Origin of the sequence: Krasilnikovia sp. MM14-A1004, from assembly GCF_047159485.1 — a bacterium.
Lineage (GTDB): Bacteria > Actinomycetota > Actinomycetes > Mycobacteriales > Micromonosporaceae > Actinoplanes.
Map to the genome: position 1 here is coordinate 1478560 of NZ_AP038773.1, position 20181 is coordinate 1498740.

The 20181-nt window shown below is 73.6% G+C and carries 17 protein-coding genes; 15 read left to right on the plus strand and 2 right to left on the minus strand.

Annotated features, from left to right (window positions below; all coding sequences use genetic code 11):
* Window positions 1-48: 48 nt before the first annotated feature.
* From ACMCNN_RS06900 to ACMCNN_RS06950, 11 genes are all read left to right on the plus strand, one after another.
* Window positions 49-384, plus strand: coding sequence for a PadR family transcriptional regulator (locus tag ACMCNN_RS06900; protein ID WP_412745331.1), 336 nt, complete (start codon window positions 49-51; stop codon window positions 382-384).
* Window positions 381-1133 carry a signal peptidase I gene (gene lepB / locus ACMCNN_RS06905; protein WP_412745332.1) on the plus strand — a complete coding sequence of 251 codons (753 nt, stop codon included), beginning with the start codon at window positions 381-383 and terminating at the stop codon, window positions 1131-1133. The genes ACMCNN_RS06900 and lepB overlap by 4 nt, the downstream gene beginning before the upstream one ends.
* Window positions 1134-1287: 154 nt before the next feature.
* Window positions 1288-2043 (plus strand): ABC transporter ATP-binding protein, encoded by a 756-nt coding sequence (locus ACMCNN_RS06910; protein ID WP_412745333.1) that lies wholly within the window; start codon window positions 1288-1290, stop codon window positions 2041-2043.
* A complete protein-coding gene (locus ACMCNN_RS06915; protein WP_412745334.1) occupies window positions 2030-2725 on the plus strand; it encodes an ABC transporter ATP-binding protein in 696 nt (231 codons plus the stop codon). Before ACMCNN_RS06910 ends, ACMCNN_RS06915 begins: the two co-directional genes overlap by 14 nt.
* 22 nt (window positions 2726-2747) lie before the next feature.
* Window positions 2748-4004, plus strand: a complete 1257-nt coding sequence (locus ACMCNN_RS06920; RefSeq protein ID WP_412745335.1) for an ABC transporter substrate-binding protein — start codon at window positions 2748-2750, stop codon at window positions 4002-4004.
* Window positions 4001-4879: a branched-chain amino acid ABC transporter permease gene (locus tag ACMCNN_RS06925; RefSeq protein WP_412747087.1), complete on the plus strand. Its 879-nt coding sequence runs from the start codon at window positions 4001-4003 to the stop codon at window positions 4877-4879. The genes ACMCNN_RS06920 and ACMCNN_RS06925 overlap by 4 nt, the downstream gene beginning before the upstream one ends.
* A 5-nt stretch (window positions 4880-4884) precedes the next feature.
* Complete coding sequence (locus ACMCNN_RS06930) at window positions 4885-5937, plus strand: branched-chain amino acid ABC transporter permease (RefSeq protein WP_412747088.1); 1053 nt, start codon at window positions 4885-4887, stop codon at window positions 5935-5937.
* A complete protein-coding gene (locus tag ACMCNN_RS06935; protein WP_412745336.1) occupies window positions 5898-6686 on the plus strand; it encodes a 3-hydroxybutyrate dehydrogenase in 789 nt (262 codons plus the stop codon). Before ACMCNN_RS06930 ends, ACMCNN_RS06935 begins: the two co-directional genes overlap by 40 nt.
* A complete protein-coding gene (locus ACMCNN_RS06940) occupies window positions 6671-8590 on the plus strand; it encodes a helix-turn-helix domain-containing protein (RefSeq protein WP_412745337.1) in 1920 nt (639 codons plus the stop codon). The genes ACMCNN_RS06935 and ACMCNN_RS06940 overlap by 16 nt, the downstream gene beginning before the upstream one ends.
* 134 nt (window positions 8591-8724) lie before the next feature.
* Window positions 8725-10140, plus strand: coding sequence for a tannase/feruloyl esterase family alpha/beta hydrolase (locus tag ACMCNN_RS06945; protein WP_412745338.1), 1416 nt, complete (start codon window positions 8725-8727; stop codon window positions 10138-10140).
* Between the two features lie 247 nt (window positions 10141-10387).
* Entirely contained in the window at window positions 10388-11566 is a 1179-nt protein-coding gene (locus tag ACMCNN_RS06950) for a glycosyltransferase family 4 protein (RefSeq protein WP_412747089.1), read from the plus strand.
* 78 nt (window positions 11567-11644) lie between these two features.
* On the opposite strand, the gene ACMCNN_RS06955 is transcribed toward ACMCNN_RS06950, so the two are convergent.
* Both ACMCNN_RS06955 and ACMCNN_RS06960 read right to left on the minus strand, forming a co-directional pair.
* On the minus strand, window positions 11645-13186 hold the full coding sequence (locus ACMCNN_RS06955; RefSeq protein WP_412747090.1) for a glycerol-3-phosphate dehydrogenase/oxidase: 1542 nt from the start codon (window positions 13184-13186) through the stop codon (window positions 11645-11647).
* A 38-nt stretch (window positions 13187-13224) separates the two neighbouring features.
* Window positions 13225-13866 carry a TetR/AcrR family transcriptional regulator gene (locus ACMCNN_RS06960; protein ID WP_412745339.1) on the minus strand — a complete coding sequence of 214 codons (642 nt, stop codon included), beginning with the start codon at window positions 13864-13866 and terminating at the stop codon, window positions 13225-13227.
* Between the two features lie 17 nt (window positions 13867-13883).
* On the opposite strand from ACMCNN_RS06960, the gene ACMCNN_RS06965 reads away from it, so the two are divergent.
* From ACMCNN_RS06965 to ACMCNN_RS06980, 4 genes are all read left to right on the plus strand, one after another.
* Window positions 13884-15455 carry an FAD-binding oxidoreductase gene (locus tag ACMCNN_RS06965; RefSeq protein WP_412745340.1) on the plus strand — a complete coding sequence of 524 codons (1572 nt, stop codon included), beginning with the start codon at window positions 13884-13886 and terminating at the stop codon, window positions 15453-15455.
* Window positions 15452-16357: a diacylglycerol/lipid kinase family protein gene (locus tag ACMCNN_RS06970; protein ID WP_412745341.1), complete on the plus strand. Its 906-nt coding sequence runs from the start codon at window positions 15452-15454 to the stop codon at window positions 16355-16357. The genes ACMCNN_RS06965 and ACMCNN_RS06970 overlap by 4 nt, the downstream gene beginning before the upstream one ends.
* A 153-nt stretch (window positions 16358-16510) precedes the next feature.
* Entirely contained in the window at window positions 16511-17854 is a 1344-nt protein-coding gene (locus ACMCNN_RS06975) for an L-serine ammonia-lyase (protein WP_412745342.1), read from the plus strand.
* A gap of 185 nt (window positions 17855-18039) precedes the next feature.
* Window positions 18040-20109: a diguanylate cyclase gene (locus ACMCNN_RS06980; protein WP_412745343.1), complete on the plus strand. Its 2070-nt coding sequence runs from the start codon at window positions 18040-18042 to the stop codon at window positions 20107-20109.
* The last annotated feature ends 72 nt before the right edge of the window (window positions 20110-20181 follow it).

Consider the following 20181-nt stretch of genomic DNA (forward strand, 5'->3'; position numbering starts at 1 on the left):
CGTGATCAAGCCCTGGTCAAGCATGGTCTAGTTATGTAGAGTTTCGCCGTGCCTCGCATCCCGCATACCTCACCCCAGACCCTGCTGGTGTTCCAGTCGCTGATCAGCGACCCGGAGCGCTGGCGCTACGGTTACGACCTCAGCCGGGAGACCGGCCTCGCCTCCGGCACCCTCTACCCGATCCTCATGCGGCTCGCCAAGCAGGGCCTGCTCGACACCGGGTGGGAGCCGTCCGACGAACCCGGTCGCCCGCCCCGGCACACGTACCGGCTCACCGCGGACGGGGCGGTGCTCGCCCGCGACCGCCTCGACCGGTCCGCCGCCGCCCCTGTCGCGCCCGCCCGTCGCGGCGGCCCCCGCCTCGCCTTCGGGGTGTTCCAGTGAGCGCCGTGGCCGGGCTGGACCGCCCGGTCCGGACGGACGGTCCGCTGCGCCGCGTCGCCTATCGGGCGCTGGCCCTGGCCGTGCGCGGCCGCGGCGGCGAGGGCGGCCCGTGGGGCGAAGCCGTCCTGGCGGAGTTCGCCCAGACGCGGGGGGAGTGGGAGGCGCTGCGCTGGTCGTTCGGCGGCATCCGGACCGCCCTGCGGGAGCGGCGCGCCCGGCGCGCCGACGTGCCCACCCGGATCCGGGTGCGCCGCCGGATCATCGTCGCGGCGCTCGTGCTGCTGCCGCTGGCCGCCGCGGTGCACCACTGGGTGCTCACCCCGATGTACGTGCCGTCGGGTGCGATGGAGCCGGGCCTGCAGGTGGGCGACCGCTGGCTGATGGACCGGGTCTCGTTCCGGGCGACCGGCCTGCGGTACGGCGACGTGGTCGCGTTCCAGGACGGCTCGGTGATCATGGCGCAACGCGTGATCGGGCTGCCCGGTGACACGATCACCTGCCGCGACGGGCGGGTCCTGCGCAACGGGACGGCGCTGGACGAGCCGTACCTGAATGCCGGTACGCAAACGGATTGTCCGACGACGACCGTCACCGCGGGCAGGGTCTACCTGCTCGGTGACAATCGGGGGGTGGCGGTCGAAGTCCCACCGGTGCGCACCGACCGGGTGGCGGGCAGGATGCTGGGCCATCTGCCGCGGTGGTGGCCCGTCCTCCCGGTGCCGCCCTCCGCGTCGACGTCCCAGTCCTGACCGGGGTGGCGCCCCGACGTGGGGCGTCACCCCACCAGACCCCGCCGTCCCGTGTGTTCGGCGCACATAGTGACCCCGGTCACTCTCCCATAGCGTTTCGCGGCACAGGCGCCACCGGTCCGGCGGCGCCCGCGACATGTGGGAGGGGACCAAGGTGGAGCCGATCCTGCGGGCGCGCGGCCTCGGCAAGCGGTTCCGCGGCTTCCCGGCCGTCGGCCGGGTGGACCTCGACGTGGCACACGACAGCGTGCACGCGCTCGTGGGCCCGAACGGTGCCGGCAAGACGACCCTGTTCAACCTGCTGACCGGCTTCCTGCGCCCGTCGGCGGGGCGGATCACCCTCGACGGGCGCGACGTCACCGGGCTTGCACCGGAACGGGTCGCCCGGCTCGGGGTGGCCCGCTCGTTCCAGATCACCACGCTGTTCCCCAAGGTCACCGCCCGCGAACACGTCGAACTGGCGTTGCAGGCGCAGACCGGGCTGGGCTGGCGGTTCTGGCGCTCGGAACGCCACCTCGGCCGGTTCCGCGACCGCGCCCTGCACCTGCTCGACGAGGTGGGCCTCGCCGACGCCGCGGACACCCCGGCCGCCGAGCTGGCGTACGGCCGCAAACGCGCCCTCGAACTGGCCGTGGCGCTGGCACTCGACCCGCGGGTGCTGCTGCTCGACGAGCCCACCGCCGGGATGGGCGCCGAGGACGTGGACCGCACGGTCGCCCTGATCGCCCGGGTCCGCGCGGGCCGCACCGTCGTGCTGGTCGAGCACAACATGACAGTGGTGCGCAGCCTGGCCGACCGGGTCACTGTGCTGCAGCACGGCGACGTCCTGGTCGAGGGCGGCTACGCCGAGGTACGCGCCGACCCCCGCGTGATCACCGCGTACCTGGGGGAATCCCATGTTGACCGTTGACGCAGTCAGCGCCGGGTACGGCGAGGCGCAGGTGCTGCGCGACGTCAGCCTCAGCGTCGCCGCCGGGGAGATCGTCACCCTGGTCGGCCGCAACGGCGCCGGGAAGACCACCCTGCTGCGCTGCCTCATGGGGCTGCACACAGCGACCGCCGGGAGCATCACGTTCCTCGGCGACACCCACTTCCACACCCGGCCCGCGCACCGGCGCGCCCGCGCCGGGCTCGGGTACGTGCCCGACGACCGCGGCATCTACGCGACCCTCAGTGTCGAGGAGAACCTGCTGCTGCCGCCGGTCGTCGGGCCGGACCCGTGGCCCCTCGACCGCGTCTACGCGACCTTCCCGGTGCTGAAACAGCGCCGCCGCGCCACCGGAACCCACCTGTCCGGCGGGGAGCAGCAGATGCTGGCTCTGGCCCGGGTGCTGCGCAGCGGCGCCCGGCTGCTGCTCTGCGACGAGCCGACCGAAGGGCTCTCACCCCTGCTGGTGCAGCAGATCGGCGACATCCTGCGGCAGATCAAGGCGGCCGGGGTCACCGTGCTGCTCATCGAACAGAACCTGCACTTCGCCACGAGCGTCGCCGACCGGCACCACCTGCTGGCGCAGGGCCGGGTGGTCGAGGCGCTCGACAACGACCAGGTACGCGAACGCGAGCATGAGCTGCTGGCGTACCTCGGCATCTGAGAACACCCCCGAGGAGATCCCCATGCGCAAGACAACGCGGGCGCTGTGCGCCGCGTCGACCGTCGGTGTCCTGCTGATCGCCGGGTGCGGCCGGGGCGGTCCCGGCGGCGGCGGCGACGAGAAGATCAGCGACGGAAAGATCGTGCTGGCCGTGCTCAACGACCAGTCAGGTGTGTACGCCGACCTGTCCGGCAAGGACAGCGTCGAAGCGGTCCGGATGGCCGTCGCCGACTTCCAGGCCAAATACGGCGCCCGGGCCGTCACGAAGAACATCGAGGTCATCTCCGCCGACCACCAGAACAAGCCCGACATCGCCAATTCCAAAGCCCGGGAACTGTACGACCGGCAGCAGGCCGACATCATCCTCGACGTGCCCACCTCCTCGGCCGCGCTGGCCGTGGCGAACGTCGCGAAGGCGAATCGCAAGCTGTACTTCAACATCGGCGCGGCCACCACGGAGCTGACCGGCAAGCAGTGCAACAAATACACGTTCCACTACGCGTACGACACGTACATGCTGGCCAACGGCACCGGCACCGAGGTGACCAAGCAGGGCAACAAGAACTGGTACCTGGTGTATCCGGACTACGCGTTCGGGCAGGACATGCAGAAGTCGTTCCGCACCGCGATCGGCGCGGCCGGGGGCACCGTGGTCGCCGCGGATCCCACCCCGTTCCCGAACGACAACTTCTCCACGTACCTGTTGAAGGCGCCCACCCTCAAGCCCAAGCCGGACGTGCTCGGCACCATGCAGGCGGGCGGCGACCTGGTCAACGTGGTGAAGCAGTACAACGAGTTCAAGCTGCGCGAGCAGGGCATCAAGCTGTCCGTCGGCCTGATGTTCATCACCGACATCCACTCGCTCGGCCCTGACGCGTTCGCGGGCACCACGTTCACCGACGCCTGGTACTGGAACTTCGACGAACGCAACCGGCAGTGGGCCGACCGCTTCACGGCACAGACCGGGACCCGGCCGTCGTTCGCGCACGCCGCCAACTACTCGGCCGCCCTGCAGTACCTGGAGGCGGTGCAGCGGGCCGGGACCGACGCCTCCGACGACGTCGTGGGCAAGCTGGAGGGTTATCAGTACGACGACGTGTTCGCGCGCCACGCGAGCATCCGGGCGCAGGACCACCGGGTGATCCACGACGTGTACCTGGCCGAGGTCAAGCCCAAGAGTCAGGTCACCACGGACTGGGACTACGAGAAGATCCTGCGCACCATCCCGGCCGAGAAGGCGTTCCGTCCGGCTGCCGCCGGCGGCTGCGCGATGTCCTGACGGAGACCGACGTGCTGCAACAGTGCTTCAACGGACTGGTCAGTGGCAGCTTCTACGCGCTGCTGGCGCTCGGCCTGGCCGTCATCTTCGGCATGCTGGGCGTGGTCAACTTCGCCCACGGCGCCTGCTACATGCTCGGTGCCTTCGGGGCGTACGTCGCCCTCGCGCGGTTCGGGGTGCCGTTCTGGGCGGCCCTGCTGCTCGTGCCCGCCGTGCTGTTCGTGCTGGGCGCGGTGCTGGAACGCACGCTGATCCGCCGCCTCGCCCCGCTCGATCCGCTGTACAACTTCCTGCTCACCTTCGGGCTCACCCTCGTCCTGCAGGACCTCGTCAAGCGCGGGTACGGCGTGCAGTCCCAGCCGTACCCGCGCCCGGCGGAACTGACCGGCTCTGTGCACCTCGGGCTGTTCGACTACCCGGCGTACCAGGTGTTCGTGCTGGCCGCCTCGGTGGTGCTGTGCGCCTCGGTGTGGGTCGTGCTGACCCGTACCCGGGTGGGTCTGGTGGTGCGGGCCGCCACCGAACGGCCCGAGCTGACAGGTGCGTTCGGGATCGACGTGGGCCGGTGGGTCACGCCGGTCTTCGGGTTCGGGGTCGCGCTGGCCGGGCTGGCCGGGGTGCTGGCCGCGCCCATGCGGGCCATCAACCCGCTGATGGGCGCGGACCTGGTCATCGCGGTGTTCGCGGTCGTGGTGATCGGCGGGCTCGGTTCGGTGTTCGGGTCCGTGCTGGCGGGCTTCGCCATCGGCCTGCTCCAGGCGCTCGGCAACCTGTACGTCCCGGCGCTCTCCCAGACCCTGATCTTCATCGTGATGGCCGCGGTGCTGCTGTGGCGCCCGGCCGGTCTGTTCGGCCGCGAGGAGGCCCACGCGTGATCCGCATGACCGAGCGCACCGAGCGAAGCGAGGGCCACGAGGGCATGCCCGGCCGGCTCCGCATGCTTGCCCGGTCGGGCACCCGCCGTCACCTGCTGCTGGCGGCCGGACTGCTGACCGCCCTGGCGCTGCCGTGGCTGGTCTATCCACCCGTGGCCATGGACATCGCCACCTGGGCGCTGTTCGCCGCCGCGGTGGATCTGCTGCTCGGCTACACCGGGCTGCTGTCGTTCGGCCACGCCGCATTCTGGGGCAGTGCCGCGTACGCGTCGGGTCTGATCGCCGTGCATTCCGGGCTGCCGTACCCCGTGGCGGTGTTCGGCGGGGCCGCCGTCGCGGCCGCGCTGGCGGTCCCGGTCGGCGCGCTCAGCGTGCGCAGCAAGGGCATCTACTTCGCGATGGTGACCCTCGCCTTCGCCCAGATGGTCTACTTCGTGGCCAACCAGTGGCGCGGCCTGACCGGCGGCGAGAACGGGCTGCAGGGCATCCCGCGCGAGCTGTTCGGCCTGGACCTGAGTGACCCGTTCGTCTTCTACTACACCGGGTTGCCGATCGTCGTGTTCGGACTGTTCTGCCTGTGGCGGGTCGTGCATTCGCCGTTCGGGCACGTACTCGTCGCGATCCGCGACAACCCGGCCCGCGCACGGGCCCTCGGCTACCCGGTGGAGCGGTACAAGCTGGTGGCGTTCGTGCTGTCGGCGGGGCTGTCCGGGCTGGCCGGGGGACTGTTCGCGATCAGCCACGGCTTCGTGTCGCTGCAGGAGGTGTACTGGACGACCTCCGGCAAGGCCGTGATGATGGTCGTCCTCGGCGGCATCGGCACGCTGTGGGGCAGCGTGCTCGGGGCCGCGCTCGTGGTGCAGCTGGAGGACTACCTGTCGACCGCCGGGTTCGACGGGATCGGCATCGTCACGGGCACCGTGTTCGTCCTGGTCGTGCTGCTGTTCCGGCAGGGCCTGTGGGGCGCCGCCCGCAGCCTGCCCATCCCGATCGTCCCTGCCGCCCTGAGGAGACGCGCATGGAAACCCTCATTCCCCGTCCGGACGCCACCGTCCTGAGTGGAGATACGCTCGCCGGGCGTACCGCGGTGGTCACCGGTGGCGCCGGTGGGATCGGCCGCGCCTGCGCCGAACGGCTGGCCCGCGCCGGGGCCCGCGTCGTGGTGCTCGACCGCGACGGCCCCGCCGCCGCCCGGGTCGCCGCGGACATCGGTGGCACCGCGCACACCGTCGACCTGTCCGACCTGGCCGCGGTCGACGCGCTCGACCCGGCCGCCGACATCATCGTCAACAACGCGGGCCTCCAGCACGTCGCCCCGCTGCACGAGTTCGACCCGGAGATGTTCTCGCTGATCCTGCGGCTGATGGTGGAGGCACCGTTCCGGCTGGTGCGCCGCTGCCTGCCGTACATGTACGCGCAGGGCTGGGGCCGGATCGTCAACGTGTCGTCGGTGCACGGGCTGCGCGCCTCGCCGTACAAGTCGGCGTACGTGGCGGCCAAGCACGGGCTGGAGGGGCTGTCCAAGGTGATCGCGCTGGAGGGTGCCGCGCACGGGGTCACCTCCAACTGCGTCAACCCCGCGTACGTGCGCACCCCGCTGGTGCGCGCGCAGGTCGCGGATCAGGCGGCCCGCCACGGGCTGCCCGAGGACGAGGTCGTCGAACGGGTGATGCTGGCCCCCGCGGCGATCAAACGGCTCGTCGAGCCCGCCGAGGTGGCCGAGCTGGTGGCGTACCTGTGCGCCCCGCACGCCTCCTTCGTTACCGGCGCCTCTCTGGTGATGGACGGCGGATGGACGGCACACTGACCGGCACCGTCGTGCCGAGGAGGTGCACCGTGGCCGAGCCCGGCCCCGCCGCCGAGTACCTCGAACTGCTGCTGCGCGAGGCCGCGCCCGTGGAGTTCGAGCGGCCCCTGCTGCAGGCCCGCGCCGACGGTCGCGACAGCGTCGAAGAGCTGGACCGGCTCAAGGGGCTCGCCCTGCAGGTCCGGGCGCTGCTGGAACGGCGGCGCCGGCGCGAGGCCGAGCTGAGCGCGCTGGTCGACACGGTCGGGGACCTGGCCACCCTGCGCGACCTCGACGCGGTGCTGGCCGCGATCGTGCGCCGGGCCCGCGAGCTGCTCGACACGGACGTCGCGTACATGACGCTGAACGACGACGAGCGCGGCGACACATACATGCGGGTCACGCACGGGTCGGTGTCGGCGCGGTTCCAGCAGGTGCGACTGCCGCTCGGGGCGGGCCTCGGCGGGCTGGTCGCGCAGAGCGCCGCACCGTACGTGACAGCGAACTATGCAGAGGACGACAGGTTCCAGCACGTCAGCGAGATCAACGCCGCGGTCGCGGAGGAGGGACTCGTCGCGATCCTCGGCGTGCCGATGCTGCTGGGCACGCGGGTGCTCGGTGTGCTGTTCGCCGCCAACCGCAGCGCCCGCCCGTTCACCCGCGAGGAGGTGACGCTGCTCAGCTCGCTGGCCGCGCACGCCACGGTCGCCCTCGACAACACCCGGCTGCTCGGCGAGACCCGGGCCGCGCTGGAGGAGCTGGGCGCGGTCAACACCGTGGTGCGCAAGCACAGCGAGTCGCTGGAACGCGCCGCCGAGGCGCACGACCGGATGGCCGAGCTGATCCTGCGCGGCGGCGGCCTCGACGACCTCGCGGCCGTGGTCGCGGAGGTGCTGGGCGGCGGGCTCGCAATCCTGGACGCCGACGGGCACTGCCTGGCCGAGGTGGGCGCGGTCGGGGACGTCGGCCCGCCCGCCGCCGCGGCGGCCGGGCGCGCGCTGGGCCGGGCCACCCGGCACGGCGAGCACTGGGTGCTGGCCGCGGGCGCGGGCAGCGAGGCGCTGTGCACGCTGGTGTTGCGTACGCCGGGGGAGCTGAGCGAGACCGACACCCGGATCCTGGAACGCGCCGGAGTGGTGACCGCGTTGCTGCTGCTGTTCCGGCGCAGCCTCGCCCAGGCCGAGAGCCGGGTCCGCGGCGAGCTGCTGGAAGACCTGCTCACCCGGCGCGTCGACGACCCCGTGACGGTCCGGCAACGGGCCCGGCGCCTCGGCGTCGACCTCGACGACGCGCACGTGCTCGTGGTGCTGTCCTGCCCGGCGCGGCTGCGGGAACGGGCGGCACAGTGGGGTGCCGCCCAGGCCGCCGCCCACGGTGGGCTCGCCGCGCAGCGCGACGGCAACGTGACCCTGCTCGTCGGCGGCGATCATCCCGGCGACGCGGCCCGGCGGATGGCCCGCGAGCTGGGCGGATATCTGGGTACGCCGGTCACGGCGGGCGGCGCGGGCCCGGTGGCCGGGCCGCAGGCGGTGCCCACCGCGTACGCGGAGGCTCAGCGCTGCGCCGCGGCGCTGCACGCCCTCGGCCGCGCCGGGGACGGGGCCAGCGCCGCCGAGCTGGGCTTCGTCGGCCTGCTCGTGGGCGCCGAGCGGGACGTGGGCGGCTTCGTCACCGACACTCTCGGCGCGCTGCTGGAGTACGACCGGCGGCGCGGCACCGCCCTGGTGCACACGCTGGAGGCGTACTTCGCCGCCGGTGGCGGCGCCGCCCGCGCGGCCGACGCCCTCCACGTGCACGTCAACACCGTGGCGCAGCGGCTGGCCCGGATCGGCCAGCTGCTCGGCGCGGACTGGCAGCACCCCGAACGCGCCCTGGAGCTCCAGCTCGCCATCCGCCTGCACCGCCTCCGCGAGACGCACCCATAGCGGAGGTGCGGCAGTGTGCGTCGGCGCCATGGTCGCGGGCGCGGACACGCCGCAGCATGACCTGCACCCAGCATCCGGCCACCCCGATCGAGGGGTGGCCGCCTGCTCTCGCCCGTACCGGAAAGGGGTCTGTTGTGTCCGTCCTTGCCCGAAGCGTCCGCGCCCTGCTGGGCCCGGGCCTGGTTTTGATCATGCTGCCCGGTCAGGCTGCCCTGGCCTCGCCCGGCCGCGCCACCCCGACCAAGCCCGCCGCAGAGCCGGCCGCAGGAGAGTGCGCAGCCATGCCGGTCCCTGTCGTGCCGGGGGCCGAGCGCCAGGTAGCCGCCTGCCTGGCCGACCTCACCACCGCCGGGACCGTGGCGGACGGCCACACCGATCCGGCCGACTGGGCGGGCCTGACCCCCGCCGGGGCCCACAACCCGTCAGGGGTGCCCGGCCTGCAGATCGACGGGTATTTCCCGGACACCTCGACCGGCAACACCACGCACGGGTGGCAGCACGACGCCCAGTTCGTGATCCGGCTGCCCGAGCGGTGGACCGGCGGCCTCGTGGTCTCCGGCTCGCCGGGGGTGCGCGAGCAGTACGCCAACGACTTCGCCATCAGCGACTGGGTCCTCGCCCGGGGGTACGCGTTCGCCGCCACCGACAAGGGCAACGTCGGCACCGCCTTCTACCGCGACGGGCGGCTCCCCGGCGACGCGATCGTGGAGTGGAACGACCGCCTCACCCAGCTCACCCGTGCCGCCCGCGCGGTCGTGCACCAGCGGTACGGCACCGCACCGCGACGCACCTACGCGGCGGGCCTGTCCAACGGCGGGTACCTGGTGCGCTGGCAGCTCGAACACCACCCCGAGCTGTACGACGGCGGGGTGGACTGGGAGGGCACCCTGTGGCGCGCGGGCGGGCCGAACCTGCTCACGTTCCTGCCGGCGACGCTGCGCTCGTACCCGCGGTACGCCGCCACCGGCGACCCGGCCGCGTACGCCGACCTGCTGGCGGCGGGCTTTCCGCCGGATTCGGCGTTCCTGTGGGACTACCATTACCGCGTCTACTGGGATCTGACCCAGCGCATCTACCGCGAGGAACTCGACCCGCGCTACGACGGGCCGACCGAGGCGGGCACGCCGTTCTGCGCGCCCGGCACCCCGGCCTGCGACGCGGACTACGAGTACGCCCAGCGCCCGCCCGCGGTGCGCGCCGCCGTGTCCCGGATCGCGCTGACCGGGCGCATCCAGCGTCCGCTGATCACGCTGCACGGCACTCTGGACGCGCTGTTGCCGATCTCCCGCGACTCCGACGTCTACGCCGCTCTGGTCCGTGCCCGGCACGCCGACCGGATCTTCCGGTACTACCGGGTCGAGGGCGGCAACCATGTCGACGGTTTGTTCGACGTGTACCCGGACCGCCTGCGGCCAATCCTGCCCTGTTTCCGCAGCGCGTTCACCGCGCTGACGGAATGGGTAAATCAGGGGGTGGCACCGCCGGCCAGCCGGACGCTCGCCCGACCCCCGGCCGGAGACCTGGCCAACGTGTGCGCGCTCGACAAATGAACCAATCAATGTTACGGGGATGTGACGTAATGGACCGCGTCTTTGCCGGAAGACCCCCCGTCATGATCGACGGCGTGTTAGCAGTCATATGCGGACGGTGCTAATCACAGATCGGACACCGTCCGCGGCTGGAGGAGCCGTGAACGTTCTGATGGAGGGTCCCAAACAGGCCGACCGCGAGGCGCCGTCGGCACCGGAATCACTGGCTGGGGAGGGCGACGCGGACGCGCGCCCGCTGCGGATCGCGATGGTGGTCCCGCCCTATTTCGAAGTGCCACCGCAGGGGTACGGGGGAGTCGAGTCGGTGGTCGCCGACCTCACCGACGCTCTGGTGCAACGCGGGCACCACGTGACACTGATCGGCGCGGGCCGTACCGGCACGTCGGCCGACATGGTCTCGGTGTGGCCGGCGCCGATCCCCGAACGGCTCGGTGAGCCGTTCCCCGAGCTGGTGCACGCCGGGCTGGTCCGCCCGGCGGTCCAGCGGCTGGTCGCCGAGCGCGGCGTGGACCTCGTCCACGACCACACGCTGGCCGGCCCGCTGAACGCCCTGTCGTTCGCCCTGCTGGGCCTGCCCACGGTGGTGACCATGCACGGTCCGGTGCAGTCGGACCTGCATGATCTCTACACCGCGGTCAACGACGACATCGAACTCGTGGCCATCAGCGACCGGCAGCGGGCGCTGGGGCCGGAGCTGCGCTGGGCGGGCCGGGTACACAACGCCATCCGGGTCGACTCCTTCCCGTACCGGCGGGACAAGGGTGATTACGCCCTGTTCCTCGGCCGGTTCCATCCACAGAAGGCGCCGCACCTGGCGCTGGAGGCCGCGCACGCCGCGGGCATGCCGCTGATCCTGGCCGGAAAGTGCTCCGAGCCGCTGGAGAAGGTCTACTACGCCCAGGAGGTGGAGCCGCGCCTGAGCGCCGACGACCGGGTCTACGGCGTCGCCGACGCGGTGTCCAAGCGGCGGTTGCTGGCCGACGCCCGGTGCCTGCTCTTCCCGATCCAGTGGGAGGAGCCGTTCGGCATGGTCATGATCGAGGCGATGGCCTGCGGCACGCCCGTCGTGGCGTTGCGCGGCGGTGCCGTCTCCGAGGTGGTCGTCGACGGCCTCACCGGGTTCGTCCGCGACTATCCGGAGGAACTGCCCGCGGCGCTGCGCCGGCTGGACGAGCTCGATCCCGCGCCCTGCCGGCAGCGGGTTGCCGAGCTGTTCGACATCGACGGGCTCGGCGCGGGCTACGAGGCGGTCTACCGCGAGGTCCTGGCCCGTCAGGGCGCTTCCGTGGCGCACGTGCGGCCCAGTTCGCTGGGGTTGCTGCACCGCCGGTTCGAGCGGGCTCAGCACCGCACCCGGCGGGCGGTCCGGGCGGCGCACCCGCTCGACGCCAAAGCGCCCCCGTCGAAACCCGCGGGCGCCGCGTAGGTCTCCACGGTCGGCGGTCGTCCGGGCGGGCGAGGCCCGCCCGGACGACCCGACCGGCCACCGCGCCCGCAGTGCCGGTCAGTCCGGGTCGCGCGACGCCCGGGCGAGCGCGGCCCGGGCGGCCGGCAGGGCCCGCGCCCGGTCCGCCGGGACCAGACCGATCCGGGTACGCCGGTCGAGCACGTCGTCCGCGTCCAGGGCGCCCTCGCGGCGCACCGCCCACAGCAGTTCCGCGCCGGTCACCGCGATGCCGTCGGCGACCGGCCCGGCCAGCGCCGGGTCCCCGGCCGCGCACGCCAGTACCGCCGGAGCCTCGGTGCCGTACCGGGCCACGAGCCGGGCCGGGGCGGGCACCCGGGCCAGGGTCTCCGGCGGGGCCGCGCCGACCAGCGGGAGCCGCGCCGTACGGCAGCGTCCGGGCGAGCGCCCGGCCGCGCGTAGCGCCGCGTCCACGGCATCGCGCGCCATCCGCCGGTACGTGGTGAGCTTGCCGCCCACCACAGTGGTGACACCGCCGGGCGAGGTGCGTACCGCGTGCCGGCGCGACAGGTCGGCGGTCCGGTCCGCCCCACCGGCCAGCAGTGGGCGCAACCCCGCGAACGCGCCCACCACGTCCTGTTCGGTCGGTGCCGGATCCACGGCGGTGGCCAGCACGTCGAGCAGGAAGCCGCGTTCCGCCGGGCTCGGCTCCGGGACGTCGGGCACCGGGCCGTCCACCGGCTCGTCGGTCAGTCCCAGGTAGATGTGGCCGTCGGGCTGGGGCAGGGCGAACACGAACCGGTTGGTCTCGCCCGGCACCCCGATGGTCAGCCCGGCGACCTGGGCGCCCAGGGCGCCGGGGCGCAGCACCAGGTGGGTGCCGCGGGACGGGCGCAGCCGGACGGCCGGGTCGAGCTGGTCCGCCCACACGCCTGTCGCGTTCACCACCATCCGGGCGCGTACCCGGTGCTGCTGGCCGGTCAGGGTGTCGACGACCGTGGCGCCACGGCCGTGCAGCTCTGTCACCCGGCAGCGGGTCAGGATGCGGGCGCCGTGGCCGGCCGCGGTGCGGGCCAGCGCCACCACCAGCCGGGCGTCGTCGACGAGCTGGCCGTCCCAGCCGAGCACGCCGCCGCGCAGCCCGGCCCGGCGCACCGCCGGGACGAGCCGGGACACCTCGGTGGGACTGATCCGGCGCGAGCGCGGCAGCCGGGCGGCCGGGGTGCCCGCCGCGGCCCGCAGGGCGTCCCCGGCCGCGAAACCGGCGCGGGCCAGGGCGGCGCGGCCGCCGGAGACCAGCGGGGTCTGCGGCAGCACGGACGGCAGCGCGGTGATCAGGTGCGGCGCGACAGTGCCCAGCAGGATGCCGCGCTCGACCGCACTCTCGTACGCCAGACCGAGGTGGCCGCCCGCCAGGTAGCGCAGTCCGCCGTGGACCAGCTTGGAACTCCACCGTGAGGTGCCGAACGCGAGGTCGTGGGCGTCCACCGCGGCGACCGTGAGCCCGCGCGAGGCCGCGTCCAGGGCGACGCCCGCGCCGGTGACGCCGAGGCCGACCACCAGCAGGTCGACGGTGGTGCCCGCGGCCAGATCGGCCAGCTCCCGGCGGCGGCGGGCGGCGGTGAGCGCGGTGCCGGTCATGACGCCGCCGGTGTCGGTCATGACGCCGCCGGTGTCGGTCATGACGCCGCCGGTGTCGGTGCGAGGTAACGGTCGAGGAGCAGCCGCAGCTCGGCGTCGAGGTCGGCCTCGCTGACCCCGTCGGTCATCGTGCCGGCCGAGATGACGAAGCCGTGCAGGGCCAGCAGCACCGCGCGGCCGAGCACGGCGGGCGGTGCGGCGCGCACCGAGCCGTCGGCGTGGCCCTCGGCGAGCGTCGCGACCAGCGCGGCGAGGATCAGGTCCTGGCTGGTGCCGCGGCGGTCCACCAGGTAGGGCAGCAGGATCTCCGGGTCCAGCTCGACGATGCGGCGGAACACCGGATGCGTACGCAGCTGGCCGGCGCCCGTGGCGAGGCTGTCGACTATGCGGGCCCGGGCGTGCTCCCCGCGCGCCGCCGCCCGGGCGCGCAGCGCCAGTTCGCTCCACTCGCGGGTCATCAGGTCGCCGACCAGTGACGCCATGTCGGGCCAGCGGCGATACATGGTCATCCGGGAGACCCCGGCGCGGCGGGCCACGTCGGTGAGGGTGGTGCGGCGCAGGCCGACCGCGAGGACGCAGTCGCGGGCGGCGTCCAGCAGCGCGTCGTCGGCGGTCCGCCGCTCGGCCACGCCCCGTTCCGGGCCCGACCCCAGGTCGGGGGTGTTACAACTGGACGTCATGTGTCACAGTGTAACCCATGAATGAGCTGCGCCATGTGGCCCGCTGGGGCGACCCCGCCGACGCCGTGACCCTGTCCCCCGGCGTACGGGACCTGCTCGGCTCCGCCCTGGGGGTGCGCGGGCCGCGCCCCGCCGCCGAGACGGCGGAGCTGCACCCGTCGTCGCTGCCGCCCGCGGCCCTCGCCGATCTCGTCACGGCCTGCCCGCGCGTGCACACCGACGACGCCACCCGGCTCGCCCACGCCGCGGGCAAGTCCACGGAGGACCTGCTGCGGCTGCGCACCGGCCGGATCCAGGACGCCCCGGACGCGGTGGCCCGGCCCGGCTCCCACGACGAGGTGGCGGCGCTGCTGGCCGCCTGCGCCCGCCAGCACGTCGCGGTGGTCCCGTTCGGTGGCGGCACCTCCGTGGTGGGCGGGCTGGCCGCCCGCCGCGACGGCTTCGCCGGGCTGCTGGCGCTGGACCTCGGTGGCCTGGACCGGCTGATCCGCGTGGACCCCGTGTCGCGCACCGCGACGGCGGAGGCCGGGCTGCGCGCCCCGCGGGCCGAGCGGCTGCTCAACGCGCAGGGCTACACGCTCGGCCACTTCCCCCAGTCCTTCGAGTACGCCAGCCTCGGCGGCTTCGCCGCCACCCGGTCCAGTGGCCAGGCCTCCGCCGGGTACGGGCGCTTCGACCGGATGGTCGTCGGCCTCAAGGCGGCCACCCCGGTCGGCACCGTGGAGCTCGGCCGGGCCCCCGAGTCCGCGGCCGGTCCCGACCTGCGGCAGCTGCTGCTCGGCTCCGAGGGCACCTTCGGCGTCATCACCGAACTGACCCTGCGCGTACGCCCCGTCCCGGCCGAGCGGCACTACAGCGGCTGGGTCTTCCCGGACTTCGTGACCGGCAGCGACGCGATGCGTTCGCTCGCCCAGGACGGGCCGCTGCCCACCGTGCTGCGGCTCTCCGACGAGGCGGAGACCGCGATCAACGCGGCCACCGGCTCCGGCCCGGCCGGTGGTGGTGGCGGCTGCCTGGCCGTGGTCGGCGTCGAGGGCACCAAGGGTGACGTGGCCGCCCGTTCCGAGGCACTGCAGGCGCGGCTGACCGCGCTCGGCGGCACCCCGCTCGGCGAGAGCGCCGGCGAGCAGTGGCGCGCGGGCCGGTACCGGGCGCCGTACCTGCGTGACGCGCTGCTCGACGCGGGGGCGCTGGCCGAGACGCTGGAGACGGCCACCTTCTGGGACCGGTTGCCGCAGACGTACGCCGCGGTCCGCGAGGCGCTGGTCGCCACGCTCGCCGACGCCGGGACACCCCCGCTGGTGCTCTGCCACATCTCGCACGTGTACGACACCGGCGCCTCGCTGTACTTCACCGTGGTGGCGGCGCAGGCCGACGACCCTGTCGCGCAGTGGCGGGCGGCCAAGACCGCCGCCGGGGAGGCCATCGCCGCCACCGGCGCCACCATCAGCCACCACCACGGCGTCGGCCGCGACCACCGCCCCTGGTACGGCCGGGAGATCGGCCCCGTCGGGGCGGCCGCGCTGCGCGGGGTCAAGGAGGCGCTGGATCCGTACGGAATCCTCAATCCCGGAATCCTGCTGCCGTGAGCCGCGACGTCTTCACCGCGGTGGTCAACCCCGCGGCGGGCGCGGGCAGCGCACCGGACCGGATCATCCGGGTGGCCCGGGCCCTGCGCGAGGGCGGCGCCGCGGTGACGGTGTCGTTCACCCGGTCTCTCGGGCACGCCACCGATCTGGCCGCCGAGGCCGCGGTCCGGGGCCACGCGGTGCTGGCGGTGGGGGGTGACGGACTGGTCGGGGCGGTCGCCGCCGGGCTGGTCGGCACGGGGGCCGAGCTGGCGGTCGTCCCGGCCGGGCGGGGCAACGACCTGGCCCGCGCGGTCCCGTTGCCCGCCGACCCCGGCTGGGCCGCCGAGGCACTGCGCACCCTGCCCGCCCGGGACGTCGACGTGGCCGAGGCCGAGACGCAGCACGGTGACCGGGTCGTGGTCGGCGGTGTCTACACCGGCATCGACGCGGCCGCCAACGACCTGGCCAACCGGCGGCGGCTGCCCCGGCGGCCGATCGCGTACCAGCTGGCGGCGCTGGCCGTGATGGCTCGCTGGCGCCCGGTCGGCTACACCCTCACGGTGGACGGCGAGCCCGTCCCGCTGACCGGCCACACCGTGGTCGTCGCCAACGCACCCTGGTACGGCGGCGGCCTGCAGGTCGCGCCCACGGCCAGCCTCGACGACGGCCAGTTGGACCTGGTCACGGTCGGGGCCCTGCCGCGCCACCGGATGCTGCCCGTCCTGTCCGCCCTGCGCCACGGCACCCACCTCGGGCTGCCCGGCATCGCCGCCAGCCGGGCCCGCGAGGTCACCATCGAAGCCGACCGCCCCCTGCCCGTGTACGCCGACGGTGAACCCCTCGGCCACTGCCCGGTCACCGTCCGGGTCCGCCCGGGCGCCCTGCGGTTGATCGGCGCCCCGGATCCGGCAGGCCGCTGATCGGCGGCCCGGCGCCCGGCGGCTGACCGTCGTCCGGTGGCGCCGGGCCGCGGCCGGCCCGGAGGGCTCCCGGCGGCGGGTTGGGCGGCCGATACCACGGGTAGTCTCTGCTCCGCCGGAGCCGACGACGTCTCGCGGTGACAGGAGTGCGCGATGATCAGTGTGTTCGAGCTGTTCAAGGTGGGTATCGGGCCGTCGAGCTCGCACACCGTGGGGCCGATGCGAGCGGCCCGGATCTTCGCCGAGGGGCTGGCCGCCGACGGCGAGCTCGCGCGTACCGCCCGGGTCAGCGCGGAACTGTTCGGCTCGCTGGGCGCCACCGGCCACGGCCACGGCAGCGACAAGGCGGTGCTGCTGGGCCTCGCGGGCGAGGCGCCCGAGACGGTGGACACGGACACGGCCGACGAGCGGGCCGCCGCGATGCAGGCGCGGGTGCCGCTGCTCGGCAAGCACGACGTCGAGATCACGGTGGTGCTGCACCGCCGCCGCGCCCTGCCACTGCACCCCAACGGGATGACCTTCACCGCGTACGACGCCGCCGGCGAGCCGGTGCGGGCACGCACGTACTACTCGGTGGGCGGCGGCTTCGTCGTGGACGGGGAGGCCGGGACGGTCGTCGCCGAGCAGGTCAGCGTGGCGCACCCGTTCCGTACCGGGGCGCAGCTGCTGGAGCTGACGAAGGCGACCGGGCAGCGGATCAGTGACGTGGTGCTGGCCAACGAGCGGGCCTGGCGCCCGGACGCCGACACCCATGAGGGCCTGCTGCACATCTGGCAGGTCATGCAGGAGTGCGTCACCCGCGGCTGCTCCCGCGAGGGCACCCTGCCGGGCAGCCTGAAGGTGCGCCGCCGCGCCGCCGAACTGCACCGCAGGCTGCGCGAGGAGGCGTACAGCGTCGACCCGCTGCGGGTGATGGACTGGGTGACGCTGTTCGCGCTGGCGGTCAACGAGGAGAACGCGGCGGGCGGCCGGGTCGTCACGGCGCCCACCAACGGGGCGGCCGGGATCGTGCCCGCGGTACTGCACTACTACGCCCGGTTCGTGCCCGGCGCCACCGACGACGGCGTGGTTCGCTTCCTGCTCACCGCTGGCGCCATCGGGATGCTGTTCAAGGAGAACGCGAGCATCTCCGGCGCCGAGGTGGGCTGCCAGGGCGAGGTCGGCTCGGCCTGCTCGATGGCCGCGGCCGGGCTGGCCGAGGTGCTCGGCGGCACCCCGGAGCAGGTGGAGAACGCCGCCGAGATCGCCATGGAACACAACCTCGGACTCACCTGCGACCCGGTCGGCGGGCTGGTGCAGATCCCGTGCATCGAACGCAACGCGGTGGCCAGCATCAAGGCGATCACCGCGGCGCGGCTGGCGCTGCGCGGTGACGGGGTGCACAGCGTCTCCCTGGACAAGGTCATCAAGACCATGCGGGAGACCGGCGCCGACATGAAGATCAAGTACAAGGAGACCGCCCGGGGCGGCCTCGCGGTCAATGTCATCGAGTGTTGAACTTCACCCGTAGCTGAGCCGTTTCACCCGCTGAATCGTCGGTCGTTTCCGCCCGGCAACTGAATCGGTTCAGTACGGGTTCGGCATGCTCCCGCTCTGCTCCTGCGAGGTCATTCAGTCGCACCCCACCCTGCCGATCGCTGGACATATAAGGGGTCGGTCCCGGCGGGGAGGTGAGGCGGGACATGACGACGACGTCGTCGCTCGGTGACAAGCCTCGCCGCCGCCTGCGCCGGGTACGGGCCGGTGCCGCGCTCACCATGCTGACGCCGCTGTGCACGCTGGTGTACCTCGCGACCACCTGGTCGGGCCCGAATCGGCCGTACATGTCGGCGATCTGCGTGGCCATGCTGGTGCTGGCCGCCGTGGCGCTGGCCGGTGCCGGGGCCATCGAGCGCGCCGGGCACCGCGCCACCGTCCAGATGGTCGGGCTCGTCATCAACCTCACCGGCTTCGCCGCCCTGGCGCTGCTCGACGGCGGGCTGAACAGCGTGGTCGGCGCGTACCTGCCGTTCCTGATCATCATGCTGGCCGTCGGCATGCCGCTGCGGCCGTTCCTCGCCGTCGCGGGTCTCGCCGTGGCCCTGTACTGGGCGGTCGCGATCGCCTGCGGCCCCGGCCAGCTCAGCTACGCGTTCATCCACACCATCCACACCGGCATCATCGCGACGCTGTGCCTGCGGTACTCGGCGGCCATGGTGTCGCTGCAGCGCCGCCTCAGCGACCTGTCGCGGATCGACCCGCTCACCGGCTGCCTCAACCGCCGCGGCTTCGAGGAACGCCTGGCGAACGAGCTGGCCGAGGCCGACCGCACCGGCGACAGCGCCGTCCTGCTGCTGGTCGACCTGGACGGCTTCAAGGAGATCAACGACAGGTTCGGCCATCAGGCCGGTGACGACCTGCTGGTGTGGACCGGACGCACCATCGACGAGCAGCTGCGTACCCACGACGCGGTGGGCCGCGTCGGCGGTGACGAGTTCGCCGCGGTGCTCAGCGGCATCGACGCCGACGGCGTCCCCGCGGTGCTCGAACGGCTGCACGCCGCGCTGGGCGGGGTGGCCGCCGCCGGCATCGGCTACGCGTGCTACCCGGCGGAGGCGACCACCCCCGAGGCCCTCAAGGAGATCGCCGACCGGCGCGTCTACCGCGACAAGGCCGACCACGACCGGCAGGTGCCGGCGGAGGCCGCGGTCGCCGGTGCCCGCAGCGACAGCACGCGCCGGCAGTCGGCCAAGGTGTCCCGGCACGAGCGGCGCCGCCGCGCGATCGCCGAAACCGGGCGGCTCGGCATCTCCACCCCCGGCATGGGTCTGGTCTACGTTCTGCTGTTCGCCGGCGGTCACCCGCACCGCTGGCTCATGACCACCCTGCTGGCGGTCGCCTTCAGCCTCGGCGTGACCACCATCGCGGCGGCGGGCTCGCTGAGCCGGAGCCGCTTCGCCACGCTGGTCATGCCGATCGTGGGTGCCCTGCAGTTCAGCTTCTGCACGATCGTGGTCTGCCTCGACGGCGGGGCCAGCTCCATGGTCGCGCTGGGGATGCTCACCACGATGCCGCTGATCGCGCTGATCAGCCCGCGGGCGGTCCTGCTGCCGTTCGCCGCCACCGCGTACGTGGCCATCGCCGTGTTCGTCGGCGTCTCCAGCGCCTGGTACACGATCGGCCACCTCGTCAGCGCGCTGGTGGTCTCCGTGGTCTGCGCCAGCCGGGGCCGCGTCGCCGCCGCGCAGCGCCGCAAGCTGCGCGAACTGTCCCGGGTGGACGCACTGACCCAATGCCTCAACCGGCGGGGCTTCCTGGAGCGCTCTGTCGCCGAACTGTCCCACGCCCAGCGGCACCACCGGGAGCTGTCGCTGCTGATCCTCGACCTCGACCGGTTCAAGGAGATCAACGACTCCGAGGGGCACGCGGCGGGCGACGAACTGCTCTGCTGGGTCGGCGCCACCCTCCGGGAGCGGCTGCATCCGCACGACGTGGTGGGCCGTATCGGCGGCGACGAGTTCGTCGTGCTGCTCTCCTCGCGCAGCGCCGGCGATACCGACGACGTCGCCGGCGAGCTGGAGGCCGCGCTGGCGGAACGCATCGGCGTCAGCGTCGGCGCCGCCGTTCTCGGCCGGCACGGCACCAACCTCGAAGAACTGTACGCATACGCCGACGCGGAGCTGTACCGGCGCAAGGTGGCCCGCGGCCGGGGCCGCAGCCGCCGCCCGGCCACCCCGCCCGCCCCGGCCGACGGCAACGCGCTCGCCGCGTAGCGGTCCGCGGACGACATGACCGCCCGCGCGGTTGTGGGGCGCCGGCCCATGTCGCGACCCGGCAGCGGGACA

Coding starts and splice junctions, on each gene's coding strand:
- ACMCNN_RS06955 (WP_412747090.1), bottom strand. CDS start 13,186: ATGACCGGCACCGCGCTCACCGCCGCCCGCCGCCGCCGGGAGCTGGCC.
- ACMCNN_RS06930 (WP_412747088.1), top strand. CDS start 4,885: ATGACCGAGCGCACCGAGCGAAGCGAGGGCCACGAGGGCATGCCCGGC.
- ACMCNN_RS06935 (WP_412745336.1), top strand. CDS start 5,898: ATGGAAACCCTCATTCCCCGTCCGGACGCCACCGTCCTGAGTGGAGAT.
- ACMCNN_RS06980 (WP_412745343.1), top strand. CDS start 18,040: ATGACGACGACGTCGTCGCTCGGTGACAAGCCTCGCCGCCGCCTGCGC.
- ACMCNN_RS06975 (WP_412745342.1), top strand. CDS start 16,511: ATGATCAGTGTGTTCGAGCTGTTCAAGGTGGGTATCGGGCCGTCGAGC.
- ACMCNN_RS06915 (WP_412745334.1), top strand. CDS start 2,030: ATGTTGACCGTTGACGCAGTCAGCGCCGGGTACGGCGAGGCGCAGGTG.
- ACMCNN_RS06965 (WP_412745340.1), top strand. CDS start 13,884: ATGAATGAGCTGCGCCATGTGGCCCGCTGGGGCGACCCCGCCGACGCC.
- ACMCNN_RS06950 (WP_412747089.1), top strand. CDS start 10,388: ATGGTGGTCCCGCCCTATTTCGAAGTGCCACCGCAGGGGTACGGGGGA.
- ACMCNN_RS06940 (WP_412745337.1), top strand. CDS start 6,671: ATGGACGGCACACTGACCGGCACCGTCGTGCCGAGGAGGTGCACCGTG.
- ACMCNN_RS06920 (WP_412745335.1), top strand. CDS start 2,748: ATGCGCAAGACAACGCGGGCGCTGTGCGCCGCGTCGACCGTCGGTGTC.
- ACMCNN_RS06960 (WP_412745339.1), bottom strand. CDS start 13,866: ATGACGTCCAGTTGTAACACCCCCGACCTGGGGTCGGGCCCGGAACGG.